Origin of the sequence: Thermosinus carboxydivorans Nor1 (assembly GCF_000169155.1) — a bacterium.
Taxonomy (GTDB): Bacteria; Bacillota; Negativicutes; order Sporomusales; family Thermosinaceae; genus Thermosinus; species Thermosinus carboxydivorans.
The window spans coordinates 100,491-120,577 of record NZ_AAWL01000006.1; the positions used below are offsets into that span (position 1 = coordinate 100,491).

A 20,087-nucleotide genomic window follows, 5' to 3' on the forward strand; every position below is an offset into this window, starting at 1 on the left:
TTGAGAAAAATAAAGCGCAAGCTCAAGCTTGCGCTTTATTTTTCCATTTTTCTTTTTTTCGTTTTGCCAGGGCCACCATCTCCCTAGCATTTTCGATTGCCAAGTCGGTCAGATTGTCACCGGCTACCATACGGGTAAGCTCCAGAACCCGCTCTGTTTCATCCAGCGCTTGAACACGGGTCGTAGTCCGCTCCTGTTCCACTTCTTTGCGTATGAGAAGGTGATGGTCAGCCATACAGGCAATCTGCGGCAGATGCGTGATGCATAATACTTGCTTATCAGCGGCGACTAAGGCAATCTTTTCCGCAACCATTTGGGCAGTCTGACCGCCAATGCCGGCATCAACTTCGTCAAAGACCATTACACCGGTTTCGTCACGGCTGGCGCATACCGTCTTTACTGCCAGGGCAATGCGGGACAATTCACCGCCTGACGCTACCTTATGAAGCGGCTTAGGCTCCTCGCCAGGATTGGCGGAAAAGAGCAGCATCGCCTCATTGCACCCCCGGGCCGCAAGCTGCGCCGTTTTTGTTATTTGCACGATAAAGCGAGCTTTCGGCATACCAAGATCCTGCAGGTGGCGGCTTACTTCGGCGGCCAACTGTTTGGCCGCCCGCTGGCGCAAGGCATCCAGCTCGTCAGCCGCCTGCCGCGCTCTTTCCTCAAGACGCTGCTTACGCGCCGCAAGTTCGGCCATATGCTCGTCATAATGGGTGAGGACAGCCAGCTCGCTAAGCGCTTGCTCATAATATGCTAAGATTTCGTCAATGGTAGCGCCGTACTTTTTCTTTAACTTTTGAATTAAGTCCTGCCGCTCCTGAAGCTGATCGAGACGCCGGGGCTCAAAGTCAATAGTCTCACTGTGCCGACGGATATCGCTAGCGACTTCTTCAAGCTGATAAAACGCTTCGGTGATAATATCAGCCTGTTTTTGAATGCGCGGGTCAAAACGGGCCGCCGCTTCTAACTCCCGTTTAACGTCAGCAAGTAACGGCAGCACCCCGCCGCCTCCTTTAGGCCCTTGCTGCAATAAGTTATAGGCCCGACTCAGGGCGGTAGCAATTTTTTCGGCATTGGCCAAGACGCGGATTTCTTGATCCAACGTCTCATCTTCGCCCGGTTTCAAGCAGGCCGCGGCGATTTCTTCCGTCTGCCAATTGAGCATATCAAGACGTTGCATTCGCTCCCGCGCCAATTTTTCCGCTTTGAGCAGCTCATTCCTCACCCCGCTCCATTCCTGATAAATTCGGCTATACTCCGCAAGTTTGGCTTCAATCCGGGAATCGGAGCTATCCACCAATGGTAGGTAGGATTCAGGCCGGAGCATGGTCTGGTTTTCGTGCTGTCCGTGCATATCTACCAATTTGCCGCCCAGTTCCCGCAAGACAGACAACGGTACCTGGCATCCGTTAACGATGATGGTATTCTTACCGCTCCGGGTGTAGCGACGGCTAATAATTAACTGCCCCTCTTCAATCGGAATACCCTGTTCTTCCAGCAAAGCGGCCACACCGCCGGCAGCGCTAATTTCAAAAACCGCTTCCACCCGGAAATATTCGCAGCCGCTGCGGATTAAGTCAGCGGAAGTGCGGCTCCCCAGCAAAGTATTAAGAGCATCGATCAATATGGATTTGCCTGCTCCCGTCTCGCCGGTTAGAATGTTGAGCCCGGGCGCAAATTCAACTTGAGCTTGGTCGATGAGGGCAAAATTGGTAACTGTCAATGATTTTAACATGCCAATCCTCTCCCGTCACTGTAGCAGTGCCTGGAATTTGGCCAACACCTCATTTACAGCTTCCGGCGGCTTGACCAGAACAAAAATTGTATCATCGCCCGCTACACTACCGATGACTTCCGGCCATTTAGCGTGGTCAATGGTAGAAGCTACCGCCTGAGCGGTTCCAGGCAGTGTTTTGATGACAATGATATTTGTGCTAAAGTCTAAACCGATGACAGAGTCCTGGAAAACGCGCGCCATCCGCGACTGGGAATAGATGACGCTTTGCTCCGGCGGAAAAGCATACCGGTACCGCCCGTCGCCGATAGGTACCTTAATCAGCATAAGCTCTTTGATGTCGCGTGAAACGGTGGCCTGGGTAACCTCGATGTTCTCTTTGCGCAGTGCTTCCGCCAGTTCTTCCTGGGTCTCTATGATCTGGCGTTCAATGATTTCTTTGATTTTCGCGTGACGTAGCGCCTTCACGCACTTCACCCCGTTCTCTCGACAATATATAAAACCGGTGGATTATTAACCTGGTTTATCATTTGCCAGCAAGCCACGGTATACAGTTTTTGCGGCAGCGTAGCCAAGAAACTGCGCAAAGCCAGCTCTTCCCTCCGCCCCATATCATGGCCGGGATAGGCTACAATGGAAATTATACCCATTGGATTTAGCAGAACCAGGAGCTGGTTTAGCGCCGCCACCGTTGTATCCGGCATAGTAGTCACGGTATGATCCCCGCCCGGGAGATAGCCCAGATTAAACATTGCTGCATCCACCGGACTATTTACATAATTAGCAATCTGGTCATGACTGGCAAGAATAAACTTTACTTTTCGCTCCTGGCCGTGGTCTGCAAGTAACGCCTTCGTTTTGTTTAAAGCTGTTTGTTGGATATCAAAAGCCCATATAACAGCCTCTGATGGCGTATTAATGGCCAAAAAAAGGGTATCCTTGCCGTTGCCGGCCGTCGCATCGACTACATTATAGGCGTTTTTAAGTTTGGGCAGCAGTAGGGCGTGCGCCATTTTCACCGCATTAACGATTTGTCCCATTTATCTCCCCGCCGTCAACTTAGTATAAACCGTCTCGTAGTAGCCAGCGCGGTTAAAGCGGATAAATTTGGCGCGATACGGAGACCGACGCACGATAATAGTATCATCAGGCTGGAGGGCATGAACTGTCTGGCCATCCACGGTCAGGACGATGTCCTGATGCGTAGCATACACCGTTACCTTTACTTCTTCTGTCTCCGCGACGATCAGCGAACGGGAATGGAGCGTATGCGGGCAAATCGGGGTAAGAACAATAACCTTAAGGCCCGGGCTGACAATGGGACCGCCGGCAGACAAAGAATATCCCGTCGAACCCGTCGGGGTGGCGATAATGAGACCATCAGCCGGATAGTTAGCTGTAAGCTGGCCGTCGATGTATAAATTAAGCCTGATCATGCGAGCAAAGCCGCCTTTAGTCACAACCACGTCATTCACCGCCGAAGAGACGAAAATGCTCTTGCCCTGCCGGAGAATATTAGCGTCCAGCATAAGCCTCTCTTCAATGCTATATTGGCCAGCCACCAGCCGGTCCAAAGCCTGATTGACTTCTGACGGTTCGACCTCGGTAAGAAACCCTAGCTGCCCCATGTTAATACCGCAGACAGGGATGCCAAACGGCGCCGCCGCTCGCGCCGTGCTTAGCAGCGTTCCATCGCCGCCCAAGGTAACGGCCATAGCGATTTCTTTCAGCAGCCGCTCCCGGGATGCGCCTAACTCCGGGTAGCCCATTTCCTCCGCTGCCTCTTCCGGCAAAGCCACTTCCGCCCCCCGTTCCAGCAGGCGCTGTATTACCAAGCCTAAAACGGCACTAATTCCCTGTTTTTGTACATGGGGAAATATGCCTATCTTCACTGTCGCGCCTCCCTAATCCGCCAGGCTGCCGTGCGCCTCTCGCACAACCTCAGCGATGGTATCGTCGTTTACCAGACTTGGTTGGCCGTTCTTGACCAGGTGCAGCAAATACTCGATGTTTCCCTCCGGCCCCTTGATCGGTGAAAACGTAAGACCGACGGGGTTTAGTCCCTGCGTTTCGGCAAAGCGAACCACGGCGCTAATCACTTCCATATGAGTCTGGGGATCGCGCACCACGCCTTTTTTGCCTACCTTTTCGCGGCCTGCTTCAAACTGCGGCTTAATGAGCGCCACAATTTGCCCGTCCGGAAGTAATAATTCTTTGGCGACAGGCAACACTTTGCTCAGGGAAATAAACGATACGTCGATAGCAACAAAATCCACCGGACTGCCCAGGTCGGCCGCCGTTACCTGGCGGATATTGGTCCGTTCCATATTGATTACGCGGTCATCATTACGTAGCGACCAAGCCAGTTGACCATAGCCTACGTCAATGGCATATACGCACACGGCGCCATGCTTAAGGGCGCAGTCAGTGAACCCTCCCGTAGAAGCGCCGATATCCGCCACCGTTTTGCCTGTCAAGTCAATGCCAAATGTTCGCAGGGCCTTTTCCAATTTCAAGCCGCCGCGACTTACATACCCAATATTGTCACCGGTCACTACGATATCGGCCATTAGCGGGACCATGGCGCCAGCCTTGTCTACTCTCTGTCCATCAACCCGCACAAGCCCGGCCATGATCCAGGCTTTAGCCCGCTCCCGGCTGCTAGCCAGACCGCGCTTGACCAGTAAAACATCCAAACGTTCTTTTGGCATCTACCGCACTCCGTATTCATTGATAAAATTTTGCACCGCCGCCGCAATACCCGCACCATCCAATCCATGCTTGGCGAGCAGTTCCTGGCGAGAACCATGCTCAACGAAGGTGTCCGGCAAGCCTAAACGGAGTAATTTTACCCACTGCAGGTTTTGGCTGTTAATGTATTCCAGCACAGCTGAGCCAAAACCGCCGGTCAAAACATTGTCTTCCACCGTTACCAGCATCCCGGGGTCGCGCGCCAACGCGCGAATTAGCGCGGCATCAAAGGGCTTGGCAAAACGGGCGTTTACAACCCCTGCCTTAATACCGCGTTTTTCCAAGATAGCGGCGGCTTCCAAGCACGGCCCGACCATCGCGCCCAAAGCCAAAAAGGTTAGCTTTCCCCCCTGCTGAACGATTTCCGCCTTGCCCACTTCTAGCAGGCTGAATACTTTGTCCAGTGAGACCCCCACCCCGTTGCCGCGGGGATAACGAATGGCAACAGGACAATTCAACTTCAGCGCCGTGTGCAGCATATGGCGAAGCTCGTTTTCATCCTTTGGCGCCATTATGACCATGTTTGGTATATGCCGCAGGAACGAAAGGTCGAAAACGCCATGATGAGTAGGTCCGTCCTCGCCAACAATGCCAGCGCGGTCGAGAGCGAAGACTACGGGAAGGTTCTGCAGGCACACATCATGGACAATCTGGTCGTAAGCGCGCTGCAGAAAAGTAGAATAAATGGCAACAACCGGGCGCAAGCCTTGCGTCGCCATCCCCGCCGCCATGGTAACGGCATGCGGTTCGGCAATGCCCACATCAAAAAAGCGTGCAGGAAAACGGGCTGCAAACTTTTTCAGTCCGGTGCCTTCCGGCATGGCCGCGGTTATCGCGATAATACGGTCATCTTTCTCCGCCAATTCAACCAGCGCATCGCCAAAAACGGCCGTATAAGTAGGATTGACGCCATTTTTGATAATTTCGCCCGTTTCCACACAAAAAGGGCCCACGCCATGAAACTTGTCAGCATTGCATTCAGCCGGACGGTAGCCCTTTCCCTTCTGGGTCAGAACATGAATCAGCACCGGCCCCCGTACATTTTTGGCCTGCTGCAGTACATCGACAAGGGAAGCAATATTATGGCCATCAATTGGCCCTATGTAAGTAAATCCCAATTCTTCAAAAATAACACCGGGAACCAGCAAGTATTTGAGACTGTCTTTCACCCGTTCCGCTGTTTTGGCCACACTATCGCCAATGGCAGGGATGCGGCGCAGCAGGTATTCGATATCATGCTTGACCCGCGAGTAGGTGGGCGCCGTCCGCATGCGCGCCAGATATTGGGACATGGCGCCTACGTTTTTGGCAATAGACATTTCGTTGTCATTCAGGATAACCGTCAAGTTGCTCCCCATGTGACCGGCATGGTTGAGGGCTTCATAGGCCTGGCCGCCGGTCAGCGATCCATCGCCGATGACGGCAACGACGTGATATTTCGCGCCTAAAAGATCTCTGGCCAAGGCCATGCCTAGGGCTGAAGATATAGAAGTGCTGGAATGGCCAGTGCCAAATACGTCATGTTCGCTTTCGCTCCGTTTGGGAAAACCGCTCAGTCCGCCCAGTTGCCGCAGCGTCTCAAACTGGGCGCGCCGACCGGTCAGTAATTTGTGCACATAGGCCTGATGACCCACGTCCCAGATAATCTTATCCCTGGGGCTGTCAAAAACTTTATGGATGGCAATGGTTAGCTCGACAACGCCAAGATTAGGCGCAAGATGACCACCGGTTTTGGCAACGGTATGTATCAGAAGCTCGCGCACTTCACTGGCGAGGTTTTCCAGTTCATTAAGGGAAAGTTTCTTTAAATCACCAGGCTGCTCCATGGTGTCTAACAGTTTTGTCACAAGATTGCCCCTCTTTCGCCAGCAGGCAATTTTTTATGACATTATTATAGCATATTTGACAGGAATTAGAAAAAGCGGCTAAAGCCGTAGGCAATCACGAAGCCAAGAACGGCGCCGGCCAAAACCTCAAGCGGAGTATGCCCCAAAAGCTCTTTCAGCCGGGTATCACGGATGGTATGCTGGACGCGCAGTTCCATGACGAGTTTATTCAGCACCTTGGCCTGTTTTCCCGCTGCCCGCCGAACGCCGGCGGCGTCATACATTACAATAGCGGCCAATACTGCGGCTACGGCAAACAGGGGCGAGTGGAGGCCGTCATGAAATGCTACCGCCGAGGCCAAAGCCACGACCAGCGAGGTATGCGAACTGGGCATTCCGCCCGCGCCGACTAACCGCTCTAAATTAAAGGCTTTCTGCTTCCAAAAGGAAGTAATGGTCTTCAGCACCTGGGCCGTAAACCAGGCCGTCAGCGCCGACATTAAAATCACATTTTGCCCAATAGCACCCAACAATTCAGCCAAACCGAAACACCTCAACTATCTCGCGTTAAAAGATAACTTACCAGGTCCCGCAAGATATCCGCTTCGGCGCCAAAGCCGTCCAAGGCCGCCTTAGCCTGCTTTACCGCTTCCCAGGCCATTTGCCTTGCGCCTTCCAATGAGTAAAGACTGACATAAGTGGCTTTGGCATTACGGATATCGCTGCCTACAGGCTTGCCGATTTTTTCTTCACTGCCTGTTACGTCCAAAATATCATCTGTAATTTGGAAGGCAAGGCCAAACTGTTCTGCATAGTGCAGTCAGCGCCTCAATCTGACTGTTGGAGCCCCCGGCAAGGAGAGCGCCTGCGCGCAATGCCGCCCGGAACAACGCCCCCGTTTTAGCCTGATGCATAAACTTAAGGGCGTCAGCATCAAGCACCTTACCCTCGGCAGCCAGATCCACGGCTTGTCCGCCTACCATCCCCGCCGGGCCAGCGGCCTGCGCAATCTCACGGACCACTTTAAGGAGCACTCCTGGCTCAACGCCAGGCTGGGACAGCATCACCTCGAAAGCGGCTGTGAGCAGTCCATCACCGGCAAGGATGGCCATACCCTCGCCAAATACGCGGTGGCTTGTCGGCTTGCCGCGGCGGAAATCATCATTGTCCATAGCCGGTAAGTCGTCGTGAATGAGTGAATAGGTATGGATCATTTCGAGACCGCACGCCACATGCAGGTATTGGCTGCCGCGGCCGCCCACGGCATCGGCGGCCGCCATCAGCAAGATGGGACGCAGGCGCTTCCCACCGGCAAAGAGACTATAGCGCATCGCCTCATAAACCGTTTCCAAATAGCCCGCCTGCCGAGGTACCAATCGGGCCAGCGCTTCATCAACCAGCGCCGCCTTTTGCTGGCAGTAAGCTTTTAGTATTTGCATTTTTCTTCCTCCCCTAAAAGCAGCGGGTTTTCCTTTATTGTACCCTGCTCTTCCTGCAAAATTGTATAAATCCTCTCTTCCGCGGCGCTTAGTTTCTGCAAACATACCTGCGATAGAGCAACCCCCTCGGCAAATTGCTCAAGCATCTCCTCCAGCGGTAAGTCGCCTTTTTCTAACCGTTTTACAATTAGTTCTAATTTGCCTAAGGCTTCCTCAAAGCATACATTCTCCTGGTCTATAGACCCTTTAACCTTTCCTGCCATTATCGTGCTCCTCTCCTATTTTCTCAACTCTGGCCTCAATGCGACCGCGATGCAGCACTATCTCCAACAATTGGTCTTTGCCCACCTGGTCGACTGCCCGGATTATTCGCCCATCGGGCGTGCGAACAATGCTGTATCCCCGCGCTAATACCATAAGCGGGTTGAGTACGGCCAGTTTCTCGGCAATCACTTTAAACCGGTGCTGCTTGGTGGTAAACTGTTCTTTTACAATATGGTGCAAACGCTGTAAGCTGATATCCAGTAATTGCTGCTTGGCCGCTACTATCTCTACGGGCCGGCGGCGCAGGGCGCGGCTGTCGCGGTATTGCTCGACAAGCAGCCGATAGCGTTTGATATAGCTTTGGACATGGCTTTCCATTGCCTGCCGCAGCATCCGGATATAACGCCCTAGCTCCTGGACGTCCGGAAATACAATCTCGGCCGCTTGGGAAGGAGTCGCTGCCCGACGGTCAGCGGCAAAATCGGCCAGCGTGTAATCCGTCTCGTGGCCAACGGCGGACACGACGGGAATTGATGACGCAGCAATGGCCCGTACCGCTTCTTCTTCGTTAAACGCCCACAACTCCTCCAAAGAACCGCCACCTCGCCCGACAATCAAGACGTCTACATTGGCCAAACGGTTAAACACCCGGATGGCATGGGCAATTTGCGGCGCAGCTTCCGGTCCCTGCACCTGCACGGGATAGAGCACGATCGGGATGCCAGGGTGTCTTCGCCGGGCCACGGTAATGATATCGCGCAAAGCCGCCCCGACCGGTGAGGTAATCACCCCAACAGCCTTTGGCAAGAGCGGCAGCGGCTTTTTGCGTTCTTCGGCAAAAAGCCCTTCGGCGGCCAGCTTTTCTTTCAGCTGCTCTAGCGCCAGACTAAGTTCGCCAAGGCCGGCCGGCACCAGTTGGTCTACATAAAGCTGGTATTGCCCGTCCCGTTCAAAGACGGAGATATGACCGCCAGCAATAACTTTGAGACCATCACGGGGCTCAAACTTTAAAAATTGGACCCGGCTGCGAAACATGACGCACCTGAGCGTTGCCCCGGCGTCTTTAAGGGTAAAGTAGCAATGCCCTGAATAGTGGCGTTTAAAATTCGAAATTTCGCCACGGACGAAAACATCGGCAAGAGTGTCGTCGCCATCGAGCAAACCTTTAATATAGCAGGTAATCTCGCTTACACTAAAAATACCCAAATAAGAACCACCTTTTCTTAACAATATATTTTATCATATAACAAATAAGCAAAAAAAAAACAGACGTTGCCGTCTTTAAAGGCATGTTCCAAAGTATTTTGGGGCGACAAAACACTTATAGCGCCAATCACAAACCAGAAAAAATAGCCTGGCGGGATAAGATGGCCGACAACTGTGCCGATCACCGCACCCACCAGCGTATAAATCAGCTTAGACGCCACCCCTGCACCAACTTTTATGTATCATATGCGGCTCAAATGGCAGGGGTGTCATGGGATAAGGCAAAAAAGGCGGCGCCAACGGCATTATCCGGGCTAAACCGCGGACTAGGATAATACAGGTTGAGCCGCTGCGGTTCCCGCAGCCTCTCGTCCAGGTAGTGACGAATGAAGCTATTAGCGGTGACTCCACCTACCAATAATACGTCCCGTAAGCCGGTCTCTTCAGACGCCTGCCCAATCAGTCTGGCAAGACTGTCGGCTACGCACTGCTCAACGCCTGCGGCGATGGCAGCCGGTTCTTCACCTTTGGCGATTAAACGCTGTGCCTGTGACTCAGGACCGGCAAAACTGACCCGAAGCTCCCGTACCGCTACCGGAATGCGACTTGCCCGATCCCGTCCCGCCTGCGCCAGCTTTTCCAGGTGGGGACCTGCGGGAAAGGGAAGGCCCAGAGCGACACCTACCCGGTCAATAAATTGGCCGGCGTGCAAGTCGGCCGATCCGCCCATTAATTCGATTTCACAACCTTGAGCGCTGCGCTTTACCCGCACAAGCTCAGTCGTACCGCCTGAGACGTGAATAGCAAGAAATTCACGCTGTTTGGGTCCGCCTGCTGACCACAAGCCAGCAAAAACGTGATTTTCCTGGTGGCTTAGGCGGCGGAGCGCAATACGGTTTAGCGCCGCCAAAGCACGGGCAAACCCCAGCCCAACGAGAAAGGCCGGCATATAGGACTCAGGCAAAGGGCGAGGCGAAGCCGAAACACCTATGGCGGCAAGCTGCACCGCACTACCCGCCTTGCCAAGCACTTCCTCCAGAAGGTCGGGCAGGTTGCGAGTATGCTGAAAAACCATTTCCGATTGGGCAAGTCCCCGCTTCCCTGCTTTAACCGTCAGCAGTCGGCGCTCATCGGCCACCAAGCCGCCGCATTCATCCAGCAAGGCAACGGAAGTCGTATAGCAGCTTGTATCAATTCCCAGATAATACCGCATAATTTACCTCAAGCCATCTTGCAGGGCCTTTTTCTTGACCAGCGCACCCAATATTCCATTAACAAAACGCCCCGATTCTTCCGTGCTGAAGATTTTAGCCAGTTCAACCGCTTCATTAATGACAACATTTGGCGGTAACTTCTCTTGTCCGTATCGCATCTCATAAATGGCCATACGCACAATGTTACGGTCCACACCGGCCATTCGCTCAAGCTTCCACTCTTTTGCCTGACCGGCAATAATGGCATCAATTTCGGCCAGATGGTCTTTGGTGCCTGTTACCAATTGGCGGGCATACTCCTGAGCGTTTTTACTTACATCATCCCTGTCCTGAACCAAAGCGGCCAGCGCCGCCACTGGATCGGTGTCATTAAAATCAAGTTGAAACAGCGTTTGTAACGCAATCTCCCGTGCTTTTCGTCGACTCATAGTCTTTTTCTCCTAACGGTGATATCCTGGCGGTAATAGCTTATCCAAAATATCCATAATATCTTCTTTTTCGTCAATGCGTTTGCCTACCACATATCCGCCTACGACGCACAACAATACAAACAGGGTACGAATAAAGCCGAAGGTAATAATAAAAACGCCTAACAGAAAGCCAATGGCGACGCCTAAAATCTTACCGCTGTGTTGCTGCCAAATTTCTTGCAGCAATTTTTGGTTCATGGCCTACCCTCCTATTCGACCCGCTGTTTCTTAAAGTCGTTCGCAATATTTTCAACCAAAATTTTCACATCGGCCAGTTCCACACCAACGGTGTTTTTGGCATAAGCATAAACGCGTTCCTGAATTTGCGCCGAAACGTCGGGAACATTGCTCTCCGGGCTGATAACCGTCCTGATAAAAACCGCCAGACCCTGACCGGTGTGGCTGACCCGCACTTTTACGCCCCGCACGCCGCGGACATGGCGCGCCGTTTTTTCCACTAAGTTTTTAACAGCATCAAGCGAAATATGGATATCACCCATATCACTGTGATGAACGATTGTTTCCCGTTCACCGCGCGAACGAAGCCCTGCTAAGAGTAAACGCACGCTTACCATTAAGAACACGGCGGCAACCAGAGCAGCCTCCCATTGGCCGTAAATATAGATCACGCTTGTCCATACCCACTCCAAAGGAAGGAGGCTTAAGCCCAGCAAGACAACGCCTAATGACAAAAAAGCCAATACAAACGTATAGACAGACAAAATTATCCGGTCGATAATTCCCATATTTACTCCTTTCTAGCGCACGCGAACTTCCTCATCCTTACCTTCCTGGGCAAAACCGACGCCTTGAACATGGATGTTTACTTCAACAACATCTAGGCCAGTCATGGACTCAATCGCCCGCTTTACATTTTCCTGCACCCGCAAGGCGACGTCAGGTATGCGCACGCCGTACTCAACAATGATATACAAGTCCACTGCCGCTTCGCGTTCACCCACTTCCACCTTAACACCTTTTGATAGGTTCTTCTTGCCGAGCATTTCGGCAATGCCGCCTACCAGGCCTCCGCTCATGCCCGCGACACCGGGCACCTCGGTGGCGGCCAGGCCGGCAATAATGCCCACGACTTCGTCGGCAATACGTATCGAGCCTACGTCATTGCGCTCGGTTCTCTCCATATGCTCGCGCTTATCCAACAAAACCCCCCCCATTCCGGTTGGTATATTATCCTATGACTTTATTTAACGATTATGGCTTTATTAGTATACCAAATTTTTCCCGGATTTACAAAGACCTCTCTAGTCAAGACGACTAAAATGACAAACAGAGTGGCAATTACGGTCCACTCTGTGGCAATGCTATGCTATGGTTTCGCGCTGATCGTAATATCCTCCGGTTTTACCCCGGAGACGCGGCTGATGACTTCGGCAACCTGCATGACGTCCTCGCGCGTCAGCGAAGGCGTCTTAACAACCGCACTGACAGAATTATCACGGATGAAAACAAGAACATCGGCATAGCCCCGTGCCTTTATCAGACTTTCAATTTCGGCCTCGCGTTGTTTTTCCAAGGTCATTTTCAGCACGGCTTCCTGGGCTTTTTGTCTAGTTTCTTCGCCGCTTGCGCTGCGAATTATTTCACGCAGCAAGTCAAAGCGTTCACTGCGGATTTTATCACGCTCAAGCCGGTATTCGGTGAAAAAGTCTGGGGCCGTCACCGGCACCGCCGGTTCCGGCGTCATTGTTTTGGCGACTTGCATGGCGTTAGACCGGTCAGCCTTACTCTGCCAAACATGCCCCCGATAGGTCAGCAGCCCTGTTGTGAGTAACGCCACGGCTATTACTCCTGCCAACAGCAGCACAACTTTTTTCAGTTTTTTCTAAGGCCACTACCATCATAATTCTGCCCTCACTTTCTTTGCGGTAATACGGTAATTTTATAAGCTGGCACACCCAGCCCGGCCTCAACGGCTTTCGTCAGATTGGCTTTGACGCTGGAATCATATGCCCCGTCGGCAATAACCAGAACTCCCTTGATTACCGGCTTGGTTTCCCGTACCATTACCGGTCGGTCGGCGCCACCTTCCTTACTCAGGAGGATTTGTTCATTCTCCCGCGTCTCCGTTGTCACGCGCGTACCGCCGGCCGTGTCTTTTTCCTGGATAACTTTTGTTTCCTTGACGATATTCTTAGCATGCTCCTGGACCCCGCCGTTTTCCAACGTGATACTGACGGACACAGCCCCAGCGCCCTTGACTTGCGAAAGCAGATTGGCCATTTTGGCTTCCAATGCTTCTTCGTAACTACGGCTGACGACCAACGCCTTGGCTGGCTGCGGCACGCTTTCGACCTTCAGCTTAGCGCCAGGCGTCTCCAGCATGCCGCCGGCAATTATGAGCAATACGCCGCAAAGTCCGATGAAAATCAGCCGCAGTCTGCTCCCTCCTTCGCCGGCAATATTAAAAGAAAACATTTTTTTTGCCGTTGAAATAAAGCCGTTCATTTTTCCGACCTCCTTTTAGTTCATCCGCTTTACTTCAATCTGAGCTGGTCGCAATTGGTACAACTCTGTAACAATCCGAATAATTTTGGCCTTAATCTGCGGTTCTATTTCCTCTTTGCTGTCTGCAGCCTCGTGAGGCTTCACCGTAATAGGCTCTATATTACGCCCGTCAGCTGTCCTGCCTGGCGTAATATAGACAGTAACCCGTTTGATGGCTCCCGTGAGTCGTTTATCAGCGGTTTCAACCAATTCCACTGTCGCCCGCGCGTCAGCCACCCCGTCGACAGCCATCGCCAAGGCCCGGACTTGTTTGGCAACGTCATGGCGGTACACCTCTTGGGCCAGACGACTCTGCTCGTCGGCTAAATCCCGGCTTTTCCGCAAAATGTCCGCTGCCTGGCCGGCGCCGGCGCTCACGGCGGCGGCGCGGTCACCCCACTGAGTGTTTATGATTTCAAGCACGGGATTTAAGACGGCCAGCATGATGAACAGCCCCAAGATGACCCGGACAAAACGTTGCATGCTGTTATTCGGCAGGAGCAGCTCAAGAAAGGTGGCAAACAGGACCACTAAGATAATCTGTTTTATGTAGGCAGACAAAATGGCGATCATAATAATACCCCACTCGTGGTATCAGCGCAGCATTACTGCCAGGCTGCCTGCGCCGACGATCATGGTTATAGCCAAAAAGAGCATTAAGGCGACCGTTAGAACAGCACCGAAAACCAGCAGCAAGTTGTTGCCCATGCCGTCAAGACATTTCGCCATCTTTTCGTCGCCAAGGGGTTGAACAAGAGCGCCGGCGATTTTAATGACCAGTATTAGCGACATCAGTTTAATGAGAGGGAAAGCGCAAACAGTGATAATGGCCATTACGCCGAAAATACCGATGGCGTTTTTAATGAGCAGTGATGCGCCCATCACTAGTTCAACTGTATCGGCAAACATTTTACCGACTACAGGTATAAAGGTAGACGTAGCATATTTTGCAGTCCGCAGCGTAATCCCATCGGCCACGCTGCCGGCGACGCCCTGAATGGTAATGATGCCGATAAAAATGACCAGTGTCAGACCGAGGACTACCATGCCGCCTTGCTTAAAAAAACCGGCCAGATTACTCAAACGGTATTTGTCAGACAAAAAATTGACACATTCCAGGACGGCCGTCAGTATTAACAGCGGCAGCACCACATCTTTGACGACCAAGCCGACCGAGCTCACCACGAAAAGCATCAGCGGCGTAAACAAGGCAGCCGATGTCAGCGCGCCAACGCCGGCTAACAACGAAAGCAAAAGCGGCAAGAGCGCCTCCATCATACCTACCATGTAATCGACGGTTTCCCGGGCCATGGTCAGGGCATTGTATAAAGCATTAAGGGCAATAACGGCAAGAAAAATAAAGCACACGCCGTAAGCCAGCAGGGAAATCGTCGACTGCTCAAAAGAATTTTGTAGGTTTTGCAACAACGCACAAAGGACGGCCAGAAATAACAGTTTGCCGAGGAGGTGAATATTCGCCGCGCATTCGCGAAATAGCCGACTAATCAGCTTTTGCCATAACTGGGACCAATCAAAATTCAGCCCCTTGGCGGCTGTCTCCTTGATAGTTGCCGCGGTAAGCAGGGGAATATCCTCCTGTAATTCGTGGTTGACTTTACGAATAAAATTATTGACATTGTCCAATGACAACTTATCAAGAAGCTGATCGCTTACGCCGTCCTGATCAAGGGGCGCGGCCCAGCCGGCTCCACTAATAATTAGCAGCATGATGACACATAAAACTATTTTCATGCTTCCACCTTATGGTATCAGTCTCACGATCGTGTCGAGGACCAATGCGATAATCGGAATAGCCATTACCATGACCAGAATTTTGCCGGCAAACTCAATCTTGCCGGCCACCGCACCTTCGCCGGCGTCGCGGCAGACTTGGGCCCCAAACTCGGTGATATAGGCAATGCCGATAATCTTGAGAATGGTATTTAGGTAGGTCTGGCTAATATTGGCTTTTTCCGCCAAATCACGGAACAAATTTAACACAACGTTGATTTTACCAAGCACCAGCAAAAAAATGACCGTTGCCAGCGTCAGACTAAGCTGTAAAGCAAATTCGGGACGCTGCCGCCGGATTATTAAGATAAGCAGCGTAACGACAAAGCCCAGCCCGACAATCTGCACAATTTCCATGGCGGCACCCCTTAGAATAACTTAAAAACGTCCTGGACGGTAGTAAACAGCCGGCCTAATAATTGTACGACCCATAGCAGGACGAGAGCGAAGCCCGCCAATGTGCAGATTTGCGCCATGTCTTCCTTGCCTGCCTGTTTGAGCGCCGTGTGGAACACCGAAACCAGTATGCCAACGCCTGCAATTTTGAATAATAAGTCTAATCCCATACTCTACGCCCCTTTCCCTCTACACCAGCAATATTACAATTGCCAGACTGCCGCATACGCCAAGATAGCGATACATTTTCATATTTGGATCGCGCTGGGCGATAGCTTCACGTTCCGCTTTCTCCAGTTCGTGCTGTACCAAGTCAAGCTGCTTCTGTTGTTCCTCGCGGTTCATCGCGCCAAGATTGGCGCCCAGGAGCAGCAAAGCTTCTAGTTCAGGCCGGCCCAAAACAAGCCGGCTGTCCGCCTGACCCAGCGCCCGGCGAAGAGCCTCCTGCGGCGAAAGCCAACTCTCCTTTTGCAGCATTTGCGCCATCCGTCCAAACAGTTCGGCAACGGGGCCGTTGATGCCAACGCTGCAGCGTGCCAGAGCTTCCGGCAGTGGTATGGCTGCATAGTTTATATATGACTTTAGAGAAACAATACAGCTAATAATCTGGGCAATTTGCCGCGGGCGCTCACCATAGCGCCAAGCCATTAAAAAACCAATGGCGGTACCTGCTGTTACCACCAGCAAGCTGCCCGTGAGTTTCAACCACATACTCTCACCTCTTTTGGCCGCCGGTACAACGTTCGGCCGTCGGCAGCCGCAATAACCTGCTCAATAGTGCCGACAGTCGGCGTATCACTTAAAATGACATACCGGTCGAACCAACCGTTTTTTATCAGTTCGCCCACATATGGACGTTGGGCGATACCGGCTATGTCACGCCCATGTACGGTAGCAACAACAACCACGCCCGCATGGAGGGCTTCCTGAATTGCCGCAGCGTCCTCCCCCCTTCCCAGTTCATCTGTTACCAGCACCTGCGGCGCCATGGAACGAAGCAGCATTAAAAGGCCGCTGGCTTTGGGACAGCCGTCGAGAACATCGACCCGCGGTCCTAAATCCATGGTCGGAACGCCGCTAACGCAAGCGGCGATTTCTGATCGCTCATCGACCAGCCCGACCTGAACGCCGGAAAAATTTAGCTGCCGCACGCCACTGCTGAGCTGGCGGATAATATCACGAAGCAGGGTTGTTTTACCACAGCGCGGCGGTGAAATAAGCAGCGTACTATACAAACGCCCATCCGGACCGATCAGGTAAGGCATGAGCGGATCGGCGCAGCCTTTTACCTCCCGTGCCAGACGAATATTCATGGAGGTGGCATTTTTCAGCGCTTTTACCGTACCATCATGGACAATGACCTGTCCGGCCAAGCCAACGCGATGGCCGCCGGCGATCGTAATGAAGCCAAGTTTTAGTTCTTGTTCGAAAGCGTAAAGGGAATTCTTGCTTATTAATTGCAATGTTTTAATTAAATCGTCATAACAGCAGCAGTAGGCCTGCTCCCGCCTGCCTGTCGGCTGACCTGCCGGAGTAAGCATCACGTCGGTCGCTCCCAAGCCCAAAAGGAGGGGCTGATTAACCCTAAGCCGTATTTCGGTGGCCTGTGCGAGCAAAGCCGGAGGCACACCCCGGAGGAGCGCCGCAATCGTGTGCGGCAGGACGGGAAATACCGTCTTTTCCAAAGCTTGAATAGTGTCCATATTTGTCCCGTCCCCTTTCCCTACATAAATATGGTTAACAATAGCCATTTATGACAGCCTTGCGATAAAATAAAAATCCCGGAATGTTCCGGGACTTTAATATTTCGTTCTTATCCTTATACACCGGGGTGAAGAAGATGGCGGCCGGACCGCATGTCTTCCATCTCGTCATCCGCAAAATCCAACGTATTGTCATAAACGATGCCGCCGCAATGCGGACAAGTTACTTCCACTGGATCGTCCTCATCGAGAAGGTCCGCCTCAAAGGTGACATCTTCATGACAAATAGGGCACTCTACTTCCACCATGTCTTCGTCTTCATCTTCATCAGCTATTTCAGCGTCATCAACCATTTTAACGTCATAGACTTCATCTTCCAAATCTGTGAGGTCGTCATCAATGGTTTCCACATAGTTTTCAAGTTCCTGCTGCGCCACTGACATGCACGCCCACTCTTCAGCGAACGAATCCAACACATCAACAATGTTGACCAGGAGTTTACCCTCCGGCGACTGCGTATCTACGTTTAATCCTTTCGTTAGCCCTTGCAAATACGCCACCTTTTCTTTCAAATTGGCCATAAAAAAACCCCCTTTGCTATGTTCCAGCTCATACCGGTATTATTCCCGTCAAAGCCTGAAAACATAACAGAGGGGGTAATTTTCATGTGCTATGCTCGTTCAATATACTCGCCGGTACGGGTATCGATGCGCAACACATCGCCTTCATTGATGAAAAGCGGCACACGGACAACATATCCTGTTTCCAGTTTGGCCGGTTTAGTGCCGCCAGTTGCCGTATCACCCCGGATACCGGGATCGGTCTCCACTACCCTGAGTTCTACCGAATTAGGCAGGTCAACGCCGATAACGACCCCTTGGAAGAACATAACGCCGATGTTCATGTTCTCTTTCAAAAATTTCTTGGCGTCACCAAGCTGTTCCTCGGTAAGGGCGACTTGCTCGTATGTTTCGTTATCCATAAAGTTATACATGCCATCGCTTTCATAAAGGTACTGCATTTCCCGGCGATCCACATGCGCCCTGGGTAATTTCTCGCCGGCGTTGAATGTCCGTTCGACCACGGCCCCGGTACGGACATTTTTCAATTTACTGCGGACAAAAGCAGCGCCCTTACCGGGTTTCACATGCTGGAAATCGACGACTTGCCAAACATCGCCGTCAATTTCAACAGTAATCCCTGTGCGAAAATCGTTGGTAGATATCATGCCCAAAACCTCCCAATTACCAGTCTAGTTCTATGATTTGCTTACTACTCCCAGTCAGCACTTCACAGCCGGAAGCAGTAAGGACAACCATATCCTCAATGCGTACCCCGCCCCAATCGGGCAAATAAATTCCGGGCTCAACCGTCACGATCATGTTCTCTTCCAGGATGATGGAACCATTAGGTGATAAACGCGGTTCTTCATGAATTGCCAGTCCGGCGCCGTGACCCAGCCCGTGACCGAAAAATTCGCCGTACCCGGCGTCAGCAATTACCGCGCGCGCGGCCTTATCCACTTCTCTGCCAGCAAGACCGGGCCTGAGTACGCTAATGCCCGTCTGCTGCGCAGCCAGAACAATGTCGTAGATTTGACGTTGCTTGGCGCTTGCCCGTCCAACAACCACCGTGCGGGTAATATCGGAATGATACCCCTGGTATACGGCGCCAAAGTCCAAGGTAACCAAATCACCGGCTTCAATTAATTTTTCGCTGGCTACGCCGTGGGGCAAAGCCGAACGGGCGCCTGAGGCGACAATAATATCAAAAGCCGCCTTTTCCGCGCCTTGCCGGCGCATGGCAAATTCAAGCTCCAGCGCTATTTCGCGCTCGCTTACCCCTGGTTTTAGGAAAGAAAGAATATGTTCGAAAGCATGGTCGGCAATGGCCACGGCCTTTTTAAGGAGAAGTAGTTCATCGGTGTCCTTAACCATCCGCAATCCATCAAGCCGTAATGGGGCAAGTTCGGTGCCAATAGAGCCGTTTAGCGCCTGATAGACATCCCAAGTAACATAGTCGGCCTCAAAGCCTATGCGGGCCAAATCTAACGGTCTTAAAAGATCAGCCAGCGTTTCGTAAATGCTAACGCCGTGCCGAATCACTTCAAAATCTTGCGCCTGCTGAACGGCCTGCTCTACATAACGAAAGTCGGTGATGAGCCACTGCGCCTCAGCCGTAATGAGCAACATGCCTGCCGTGCCAGTAAAACCGCTAAAATAGCGGCGGTTTTCCGGTTTTGTAACAATTACGCCATCAACATTCTCTTGCCTGAGCAAATTGTGCAAACGTTTCAAGCGTTTCTTCATTTTTTGCCGTCTCCTTTACGGAGCAAGATAGCAGCCGCTTCCAGAGCTAATAAATAGCTCGCTACCCCAAAACCGCTAATCTGGCCAACAACTACCGGCGCAATCACCGAGTGCCGCCGAAATTCTTCCCGGCCATAAATGTTGGACAAATGAACCTCGATAACCGGCAACGATACAGCCGCCAGGGCATCACGTAAAGCAATGCTGTAATGAGTAAAAGCGGCTGGGTTGATGATAAGACACTCGTACCGGCCATCAGCTTGCTGCACCGCGTCAATCAGCGCACCCTCGTGATTGGACTGGAAACAATCCACTTCCAGGCCGAGCGCCTTGGCTTTATCACTAATTAGCGCGTTAATTTCCCCTAGGGTTGTAACGCCATAAATATGCGGTTCTCGTCTTCCCAGCCAATTAAGATTTGGACCGTGCAGCACCAAAACTCGCCGGGCCTTTTCCCCCATAAAGCATTCTCCCCCGT

General features: G+C 52.1%; 26 protein-coding genes and 1 pseudogene. All 27 read right to left on the reverse strand.

From position 1 onward, the window contains the following. Positions 1–22 precede the first annotated feature (22 nt). Positions 23–1,735 carry a DNA repair protein RecN gene (gene recN / locus TCARDRAFT_RS06260; RefSeq protein WP_007289162.1) on the reverse strand — a complete coding sequence of 571 codons (1,713 nt, stop codon included), beginning with the start codon at positions 1,733–1,735 and terminating at the stop codon, positions 23–25. A 15-nt stretch (positions 1,736–1,750) separates the two neighbouring features. Next, entirely contained in the window at positions 1,751–2,203 is a 453-nt protein-coding gene (argR, locus tag TCARDRAFT_RS06265; protein ID WP_007289163.1) for an arginine repressor, read from the reverse strand. A 5-nt stretch (positions 2,204–2,208) separates the two neighbouring features. Continuing rightward, positions 2,209–2,775: a tRNA (mnm(5)s(2)U34)-methyltransferase gene (locus TCARDRAFT_RS06270; protein ID WP_007289164.1), complete on the reverse strand. Its 567-nt coding sequence runs from the start codon at positions 2,773–2,775 to the stop codon at positions 2,209–2,211. Beyond that, positions 2,776–3,627 (reverse strand): NAD(+)/NADH kinase, encoded by an 852-nt coding sequence (locus tag TCARDRAFT_RS06275; RefSeq protein WP_007289165.1) that lies wholly within the window; start codon positions 3,625–3,627, stop codon positions 2,776–2,778. A gap of 12 nt (positions 3,628–3,639) precedes the next feature. Further along, positions 3,640–4,446, reverse strand: a complete 807-nt coding sequence (locus TCARDRAFT_RS15760) for a TlyA family RNA methyltransferase (protein ID WP_007289166.1) — start codon at positions 4,444–4,446, stop codon at positions 3,640–3,642. Beyond that, positions 4,447–6,333, reverse strand: a complete 1,887-nt coding sequence (gene dxs / locus TCARDRAFT_RS06285; protein WP_007289167.1) for a 1-deoxy-D-xylulose-5-phosphate synthase — start codon at positions 6,331–6,333, stop codon at positions 4,447–4,449. Positions 6,334–6,398: 65 nt separating this feature from the next. After that, positions 6,399–6,854, reverse strand: coding sequence for a divergent PAP2 family protein (locus tag TCARDRAFT_RS06290; protein WP_040683122.1), 456 nt, complete (start codon positions 6,852–6,854; stop codon positions 6,399–6,401). Positions 6,855–6,865: 11 nt separating this feature from the next. Then, positions 6,866–7,745: pseudogene (locus TCARDRAFT_RS06295) on the reverse strand (polyprenyl synthetase family protein). Continuing rightward, positions 7,739–8,014, reverse strand: coding sequence for an exodeoxyribonuclease VII small subunit (gene xseB, locus TCARDRAFT_RS06300; protein ID WP_007289171.1), 276 nt, complete (start codon positions 8,012–8,014; stop codon positions 7,739–7,741). Before xseB ends, TCARDRAFT_RS06295 begins: the two are co-directional and overlap by 7 nt. Next, entirely contained in the window at positions 7,998–9,221 is a 1,224-nt protein-coding gene (gene xseA / locus TCARDRAFT_RS06305; RefSeq protein WP_007289172.1) for an exodeoxyribonuclease VII large subunit, read from the reverse strand. The genes xseB and xseA overlap by 17 nt, the downstream gene beginning before the upstream one ends. A 253-nt stretch (positions 9,222–9,474) precedes the next feature. After that, the gene (locus TCARDRAFT_RS06315) at positions 9,475–10,434 is read right to left on the reverse strand and encodes a Kae1-like domain-containing protein (protein ID WP_007289173.1); all 960 of its coding nucleotides are present in this window, start codon (positions 10,432–10,434) and stop codon (positions 9,475–9,477) included. A gap of 3 nt (positions 10,435–10,437) precedes the next feature. Then, positions 10,438–10,863 (reverse strand): transcription antitermination factor NusB, encoded by a 426-nt coding sequence (gene nusB, locus TCARDRAFT_RS06320; RefSeq protein WP_007289174.1) that lies wholly within the window; start codon positions 10,861–10,863, stop codon positions 10,438–10,440. 12 nt (positions 10,864–10,875) lie between these two features. After that, positions 10,876–11,103, reverse strand: coding sequence for a DUF2273 domain-containing protein (locus TCARDRAFT_RS06325; RefSeq protein ID WP_007289175.1), 228 nt, complete (start codon positions 11,101–11,103; stop codon positions 10,876–10,878). An 11-nt stretch (positions 11,104–11,114) separates the two neighbouring features. Further along, positions 11,115–11,651, reverse strand: coding sequence for an alkaline shock response membrane anchor protein AmaP (gene amaP, locus TCARDRAFT_RS06330; protein ID WP_007289176.1), 537 nt, complete (start codon positions 11,649–11,651; stop codon positions 11,115–11,117). Positions 11,652–11,663: 12 nt separating this feature from the next. After that, on the reverse strand, positions 11,664–12,065 hold the full coding sequence (locus TCARDRAFT_RS06335; protein WP_040683124.1) for an Asp23/Gls24 family envelope stress response protein: 402 nt from the start codon (positions 12,063–12,065) through the stop codon (positions 11,664–11,666). Between the two features lie 167 nt (positions 12,066–12,232). Continuing rightward, positions 12,233–12,703 carry a SpoIIIAH-like family protein gene (locus TCARDRAFT_RS06340; protein ID WP_007289178.1) on the reverse strand — a complete coding sequence of 157 codons (471 nt, stop codon included), beginning with the start codon at positions 12,701–12,703 and terminating at the stop codon, positions 12,233–12,235. 74 nt (positions 12,704–12,777) lie between these two features. Next, positions 12,778–13,371, reverse strand: a complete 594-nt coding sequence (locus TCARDRAFT_RS06345) for a hypothetical protein (RefSeq protein ID WP_007289179.1) — start codon at positions 13,369–13,371, stop codon at positions 12,778–12,780. A gap of 15 nt (positions 13,372–13,386) precedes the next feature. Further along, the gene (spoIIIAF, locus tag TCARDRAFT_RS06350; protein WP_007289180.1) at positions 13,387–13,983 is read right to left on the reverse strand and encodes a stage III sporulation protein AF; all 597 of its coding nucleotides are present in this window, start codon (positions 13,981–13,983) and stop codon (positions 13,387–13,389) included. A 21-nt stretch (positions 13,984–14,004) separates the two neighbouring features. After that, positions 14,005–15,162, reverse strand: a complete 1,158-nt coding sequence (spoIIIAE, locus tag TCARDRAFT_RS06355) for a stage III sporulation protein AE (protein WP_007289181.1) — start codon at positions 15,160–15,162, stop codon at positions 14,005–14,007. A gap of 9 nt (positions 15,163–15,171) precedes the next feature. Continuing rightward, positions 15,172–15,558, reverse strand: coding sequence for a stage III sporulation protein AD (gene spoIIIAD / locus TCARDRAFT_RS06360; protein WP_007289182.1), 387 nt, complete (start codon positions 15,556–15,558; stop codon positions 15,172–15,174). A gap of 11 nt (positions 15,559–15,569) precedes the next feature. Next, positions 15,570–15,767, reverse strand: coding sequence for a stage III sporulation protein AC (spoIIIAC, locus tag TCARDRAFT_RS06365; RefSeq protein WP_007289183.1), 198 nt, complete (start codon positions 15,765–15,767; stop codon positions 15,570–15,572). Positions 15,768–15,786: 19 nt separating this feature from the next. Next, the gene (locus TCARDRAFT_RS06370) at positions 15,787–16,308 is read right to left on the reverse strand and encodes a stage III sporulation protein AB (RefSeq protein ID WP_007289184.1); all 522 of its coding nucleotides are present in this window, start codon (positions 16,306–16,308) and stop codon (positions 15,787–15,789) included. Continuing rightward, positions 16,299–17,300, reverse strand: a complete 1,002-nt coding sequence (spoIIIAA, locus tag TCARDRAFT_RS06375) for a stage III sporulation protein AA (protein WP_040683139.1) — start codon at positions 17,298–17,300, stop codon at positions 16,299–16,301. The genes TCARDRAFT_RS06370 and spoIIIAA overlap by 10 nt, the downstream gene beginning before the upstream one ends. A gap of 116 nt (positions 17,301–17,416) precedes the next feature. Then, positions 17,417–17,881, reverse strand: coding sequence for a CD1247 N-terminal domain-containing protein (locus TCARDRAFT_RS06380; protein ID WP_007289186.1), 465 nt, complete (start codon positions 17,879–17,881; stop codon positions 17,417–17,419). Positions 17,882–17,970: 89 nt separating this feature from the next. Continuing rightward, entirely contained in the window at positions 17,971–18,528 is a 558-nt protein-coding gene (gene efp / locus TCARDRAFT_RS06385) for an elongation factor P (protein WP_007289187.1), read from the reverse strand. Positions 18,529–18,544: 16 nt separating this feature from the next. Next, positions 18,545–19,609: a M24 family metallopeptidase gene (locus tag TCARDRAFT_RS06390; protein WP_007289188.1), complete on the reverse strand. Its 1,065-nt coding sequence runs from the start codon at positions 19,607–19,609 to the stop codon at positions 18,545–18,547. After that, positions 19,606–20,070 carry a type II 3-dehydroquinate dehydratase gene (gene aroQ, locus TCARDRAFT_RS06395; RefSeq protein WP_007289189.1) on the reverse strand — a complete coding sequence of 155 codons (465 nt, stop codon included), beginning with the start codon at positions 20,068–20,070 and terminating at the stop codon, positions 19,606–19,608. The genes TCARDRAFT_RS06390 and aroQ overlap by 4 nt, the downstream gene beginning before the upstream one ends. Positions 20,071–20,087 lie beyond the last annotated feature (17 nt).

Coding starts and splice junctions, on each gene's coding strand:
- recN (WP_007289162.1), bottom strand. CDS start 1,735: ATGTTAAAATCATTGACAGTTACCAATTTTGCCCTCATCGACCAAGCT.
- TCARDRAFT_RS06325 (WP_007289175.1), bottom strand. CDS start 11,103: ATGAACCAAAAATTGCTGCAAGAAATTTGGCAGCAACACAGCGGTAAG.
- spoIIIAE (WP_007289181.1), bottom strand. CDS start 15,162: ATGAAAATAGTTTTATGTGTCATCATGCTGCTAATTATTAGTGGAGCC.
- nusB (WP_007289174.1), bottom strand. CDS start 10,863: ATGAGTCGACGAAAAGCACGGGAGATTGCGTTACAAACGCTGTTTCAA.
- spoIIIAF (WP_007289180.1), bottom strand. CDS start 13,983: ATGATCGCCATTTTGTCTGCCTACATAAAACAGATTATCTTAGTGGTC.
- amaP (WP_007289176.1), bottom strand. CDS start 11,651: ATGGGAATTATCGACCGGATAATTTTGTCTGTCTATACGTTTGTATTG.
- spoIIIAD (WP_007289182.1), bottom strand. CDS start 15,558: ATGGAAATTGTGCAGATTGTCGGGCTGGGCTTTGTCGTTACGCTGCTT.
- aroQ (WP_007289189.1), bottom strand. CDS start 20,070: ATGGGGGAAAAGGCCCGGCGAGTTTTGGTGCTGCACGGTCCAAATCTT.
- efp (WP_007289187.1), bottom strand. CDS start 18,528: ATGATATCTACCAACGATTTTCGCACAGGGATTACTGTTGAAATTGAC.
- TCARDRAFT_RS06390 (WP_007289188.1), bottom strand. CDS start 19,609: ATGAAGAAACGCTTGAAACGTTTGCACAATTTGCTCAGGCAAGAGAAT.
- TCARDRAFT_RS06270 (WP_007289164.1), bottom strand. CDS start 2,775: ATGGGACAAATCGTTAATGCGGTGAAAATGGCGCACGCCCTACTGCTG.
- TCARDRAFT_RS06380 (WP_007289186.1), bottom strand. CDS start 17,881: ATGGCCAATTTGAAAGAAAAGGTGGCGTATTTGCAAGGGCTAACGAAA.
- spoIIIAA (WP_040683139.1), bottom strand. CDS start 17,300: ATGGACACTATTCAAGCTTTGGAAAAGACGGTATTTCCCGTCCTGCCG.
- TCARDRAFT_RS06315 (WP_007289173.1), bottom strand. CDS start 10,434: ATGCGGTATTATCTGGGAATTGATACAAGCTGCTATACGACTTCCGTT.
- xseB (WP_007289171.1), bottom strand. CDS start 8,014: ATGGCAGGAAAGGTTAAAGGGTCTATAGACCAGGAGAATGTATGCTTT.
- TCARDRAFT_RS06370 (WP_007289184.1), bottom strand. CDS start 16,308: ATGTGGTTGAAACTCACGGGCAGCTTGCTGGTGGTAACAGCAGGTACC.
- TCARDRAFT_RS15760 (WP_007289166.1), bottom strand. CDS start 4,446: ATGCCAAAAGAACGTTTGGATGTTTTACTGGTCAAGCGCGGTCTGGCT.
- spoIIIAC (WP_007289183.1), bottom strand. CDS start 15,767: ATGGGATTAGACTTATTATTCAAAATTGCAGGCGTTGGCATACTGGTT.
- TCARDRAFT_RS06345 (WP_007289179.1), bottom strand. CDS start 13,371: ATGAACGGCTTTATTTCAACGGCAAAAAAAATGTTTTCTTTTAATATT.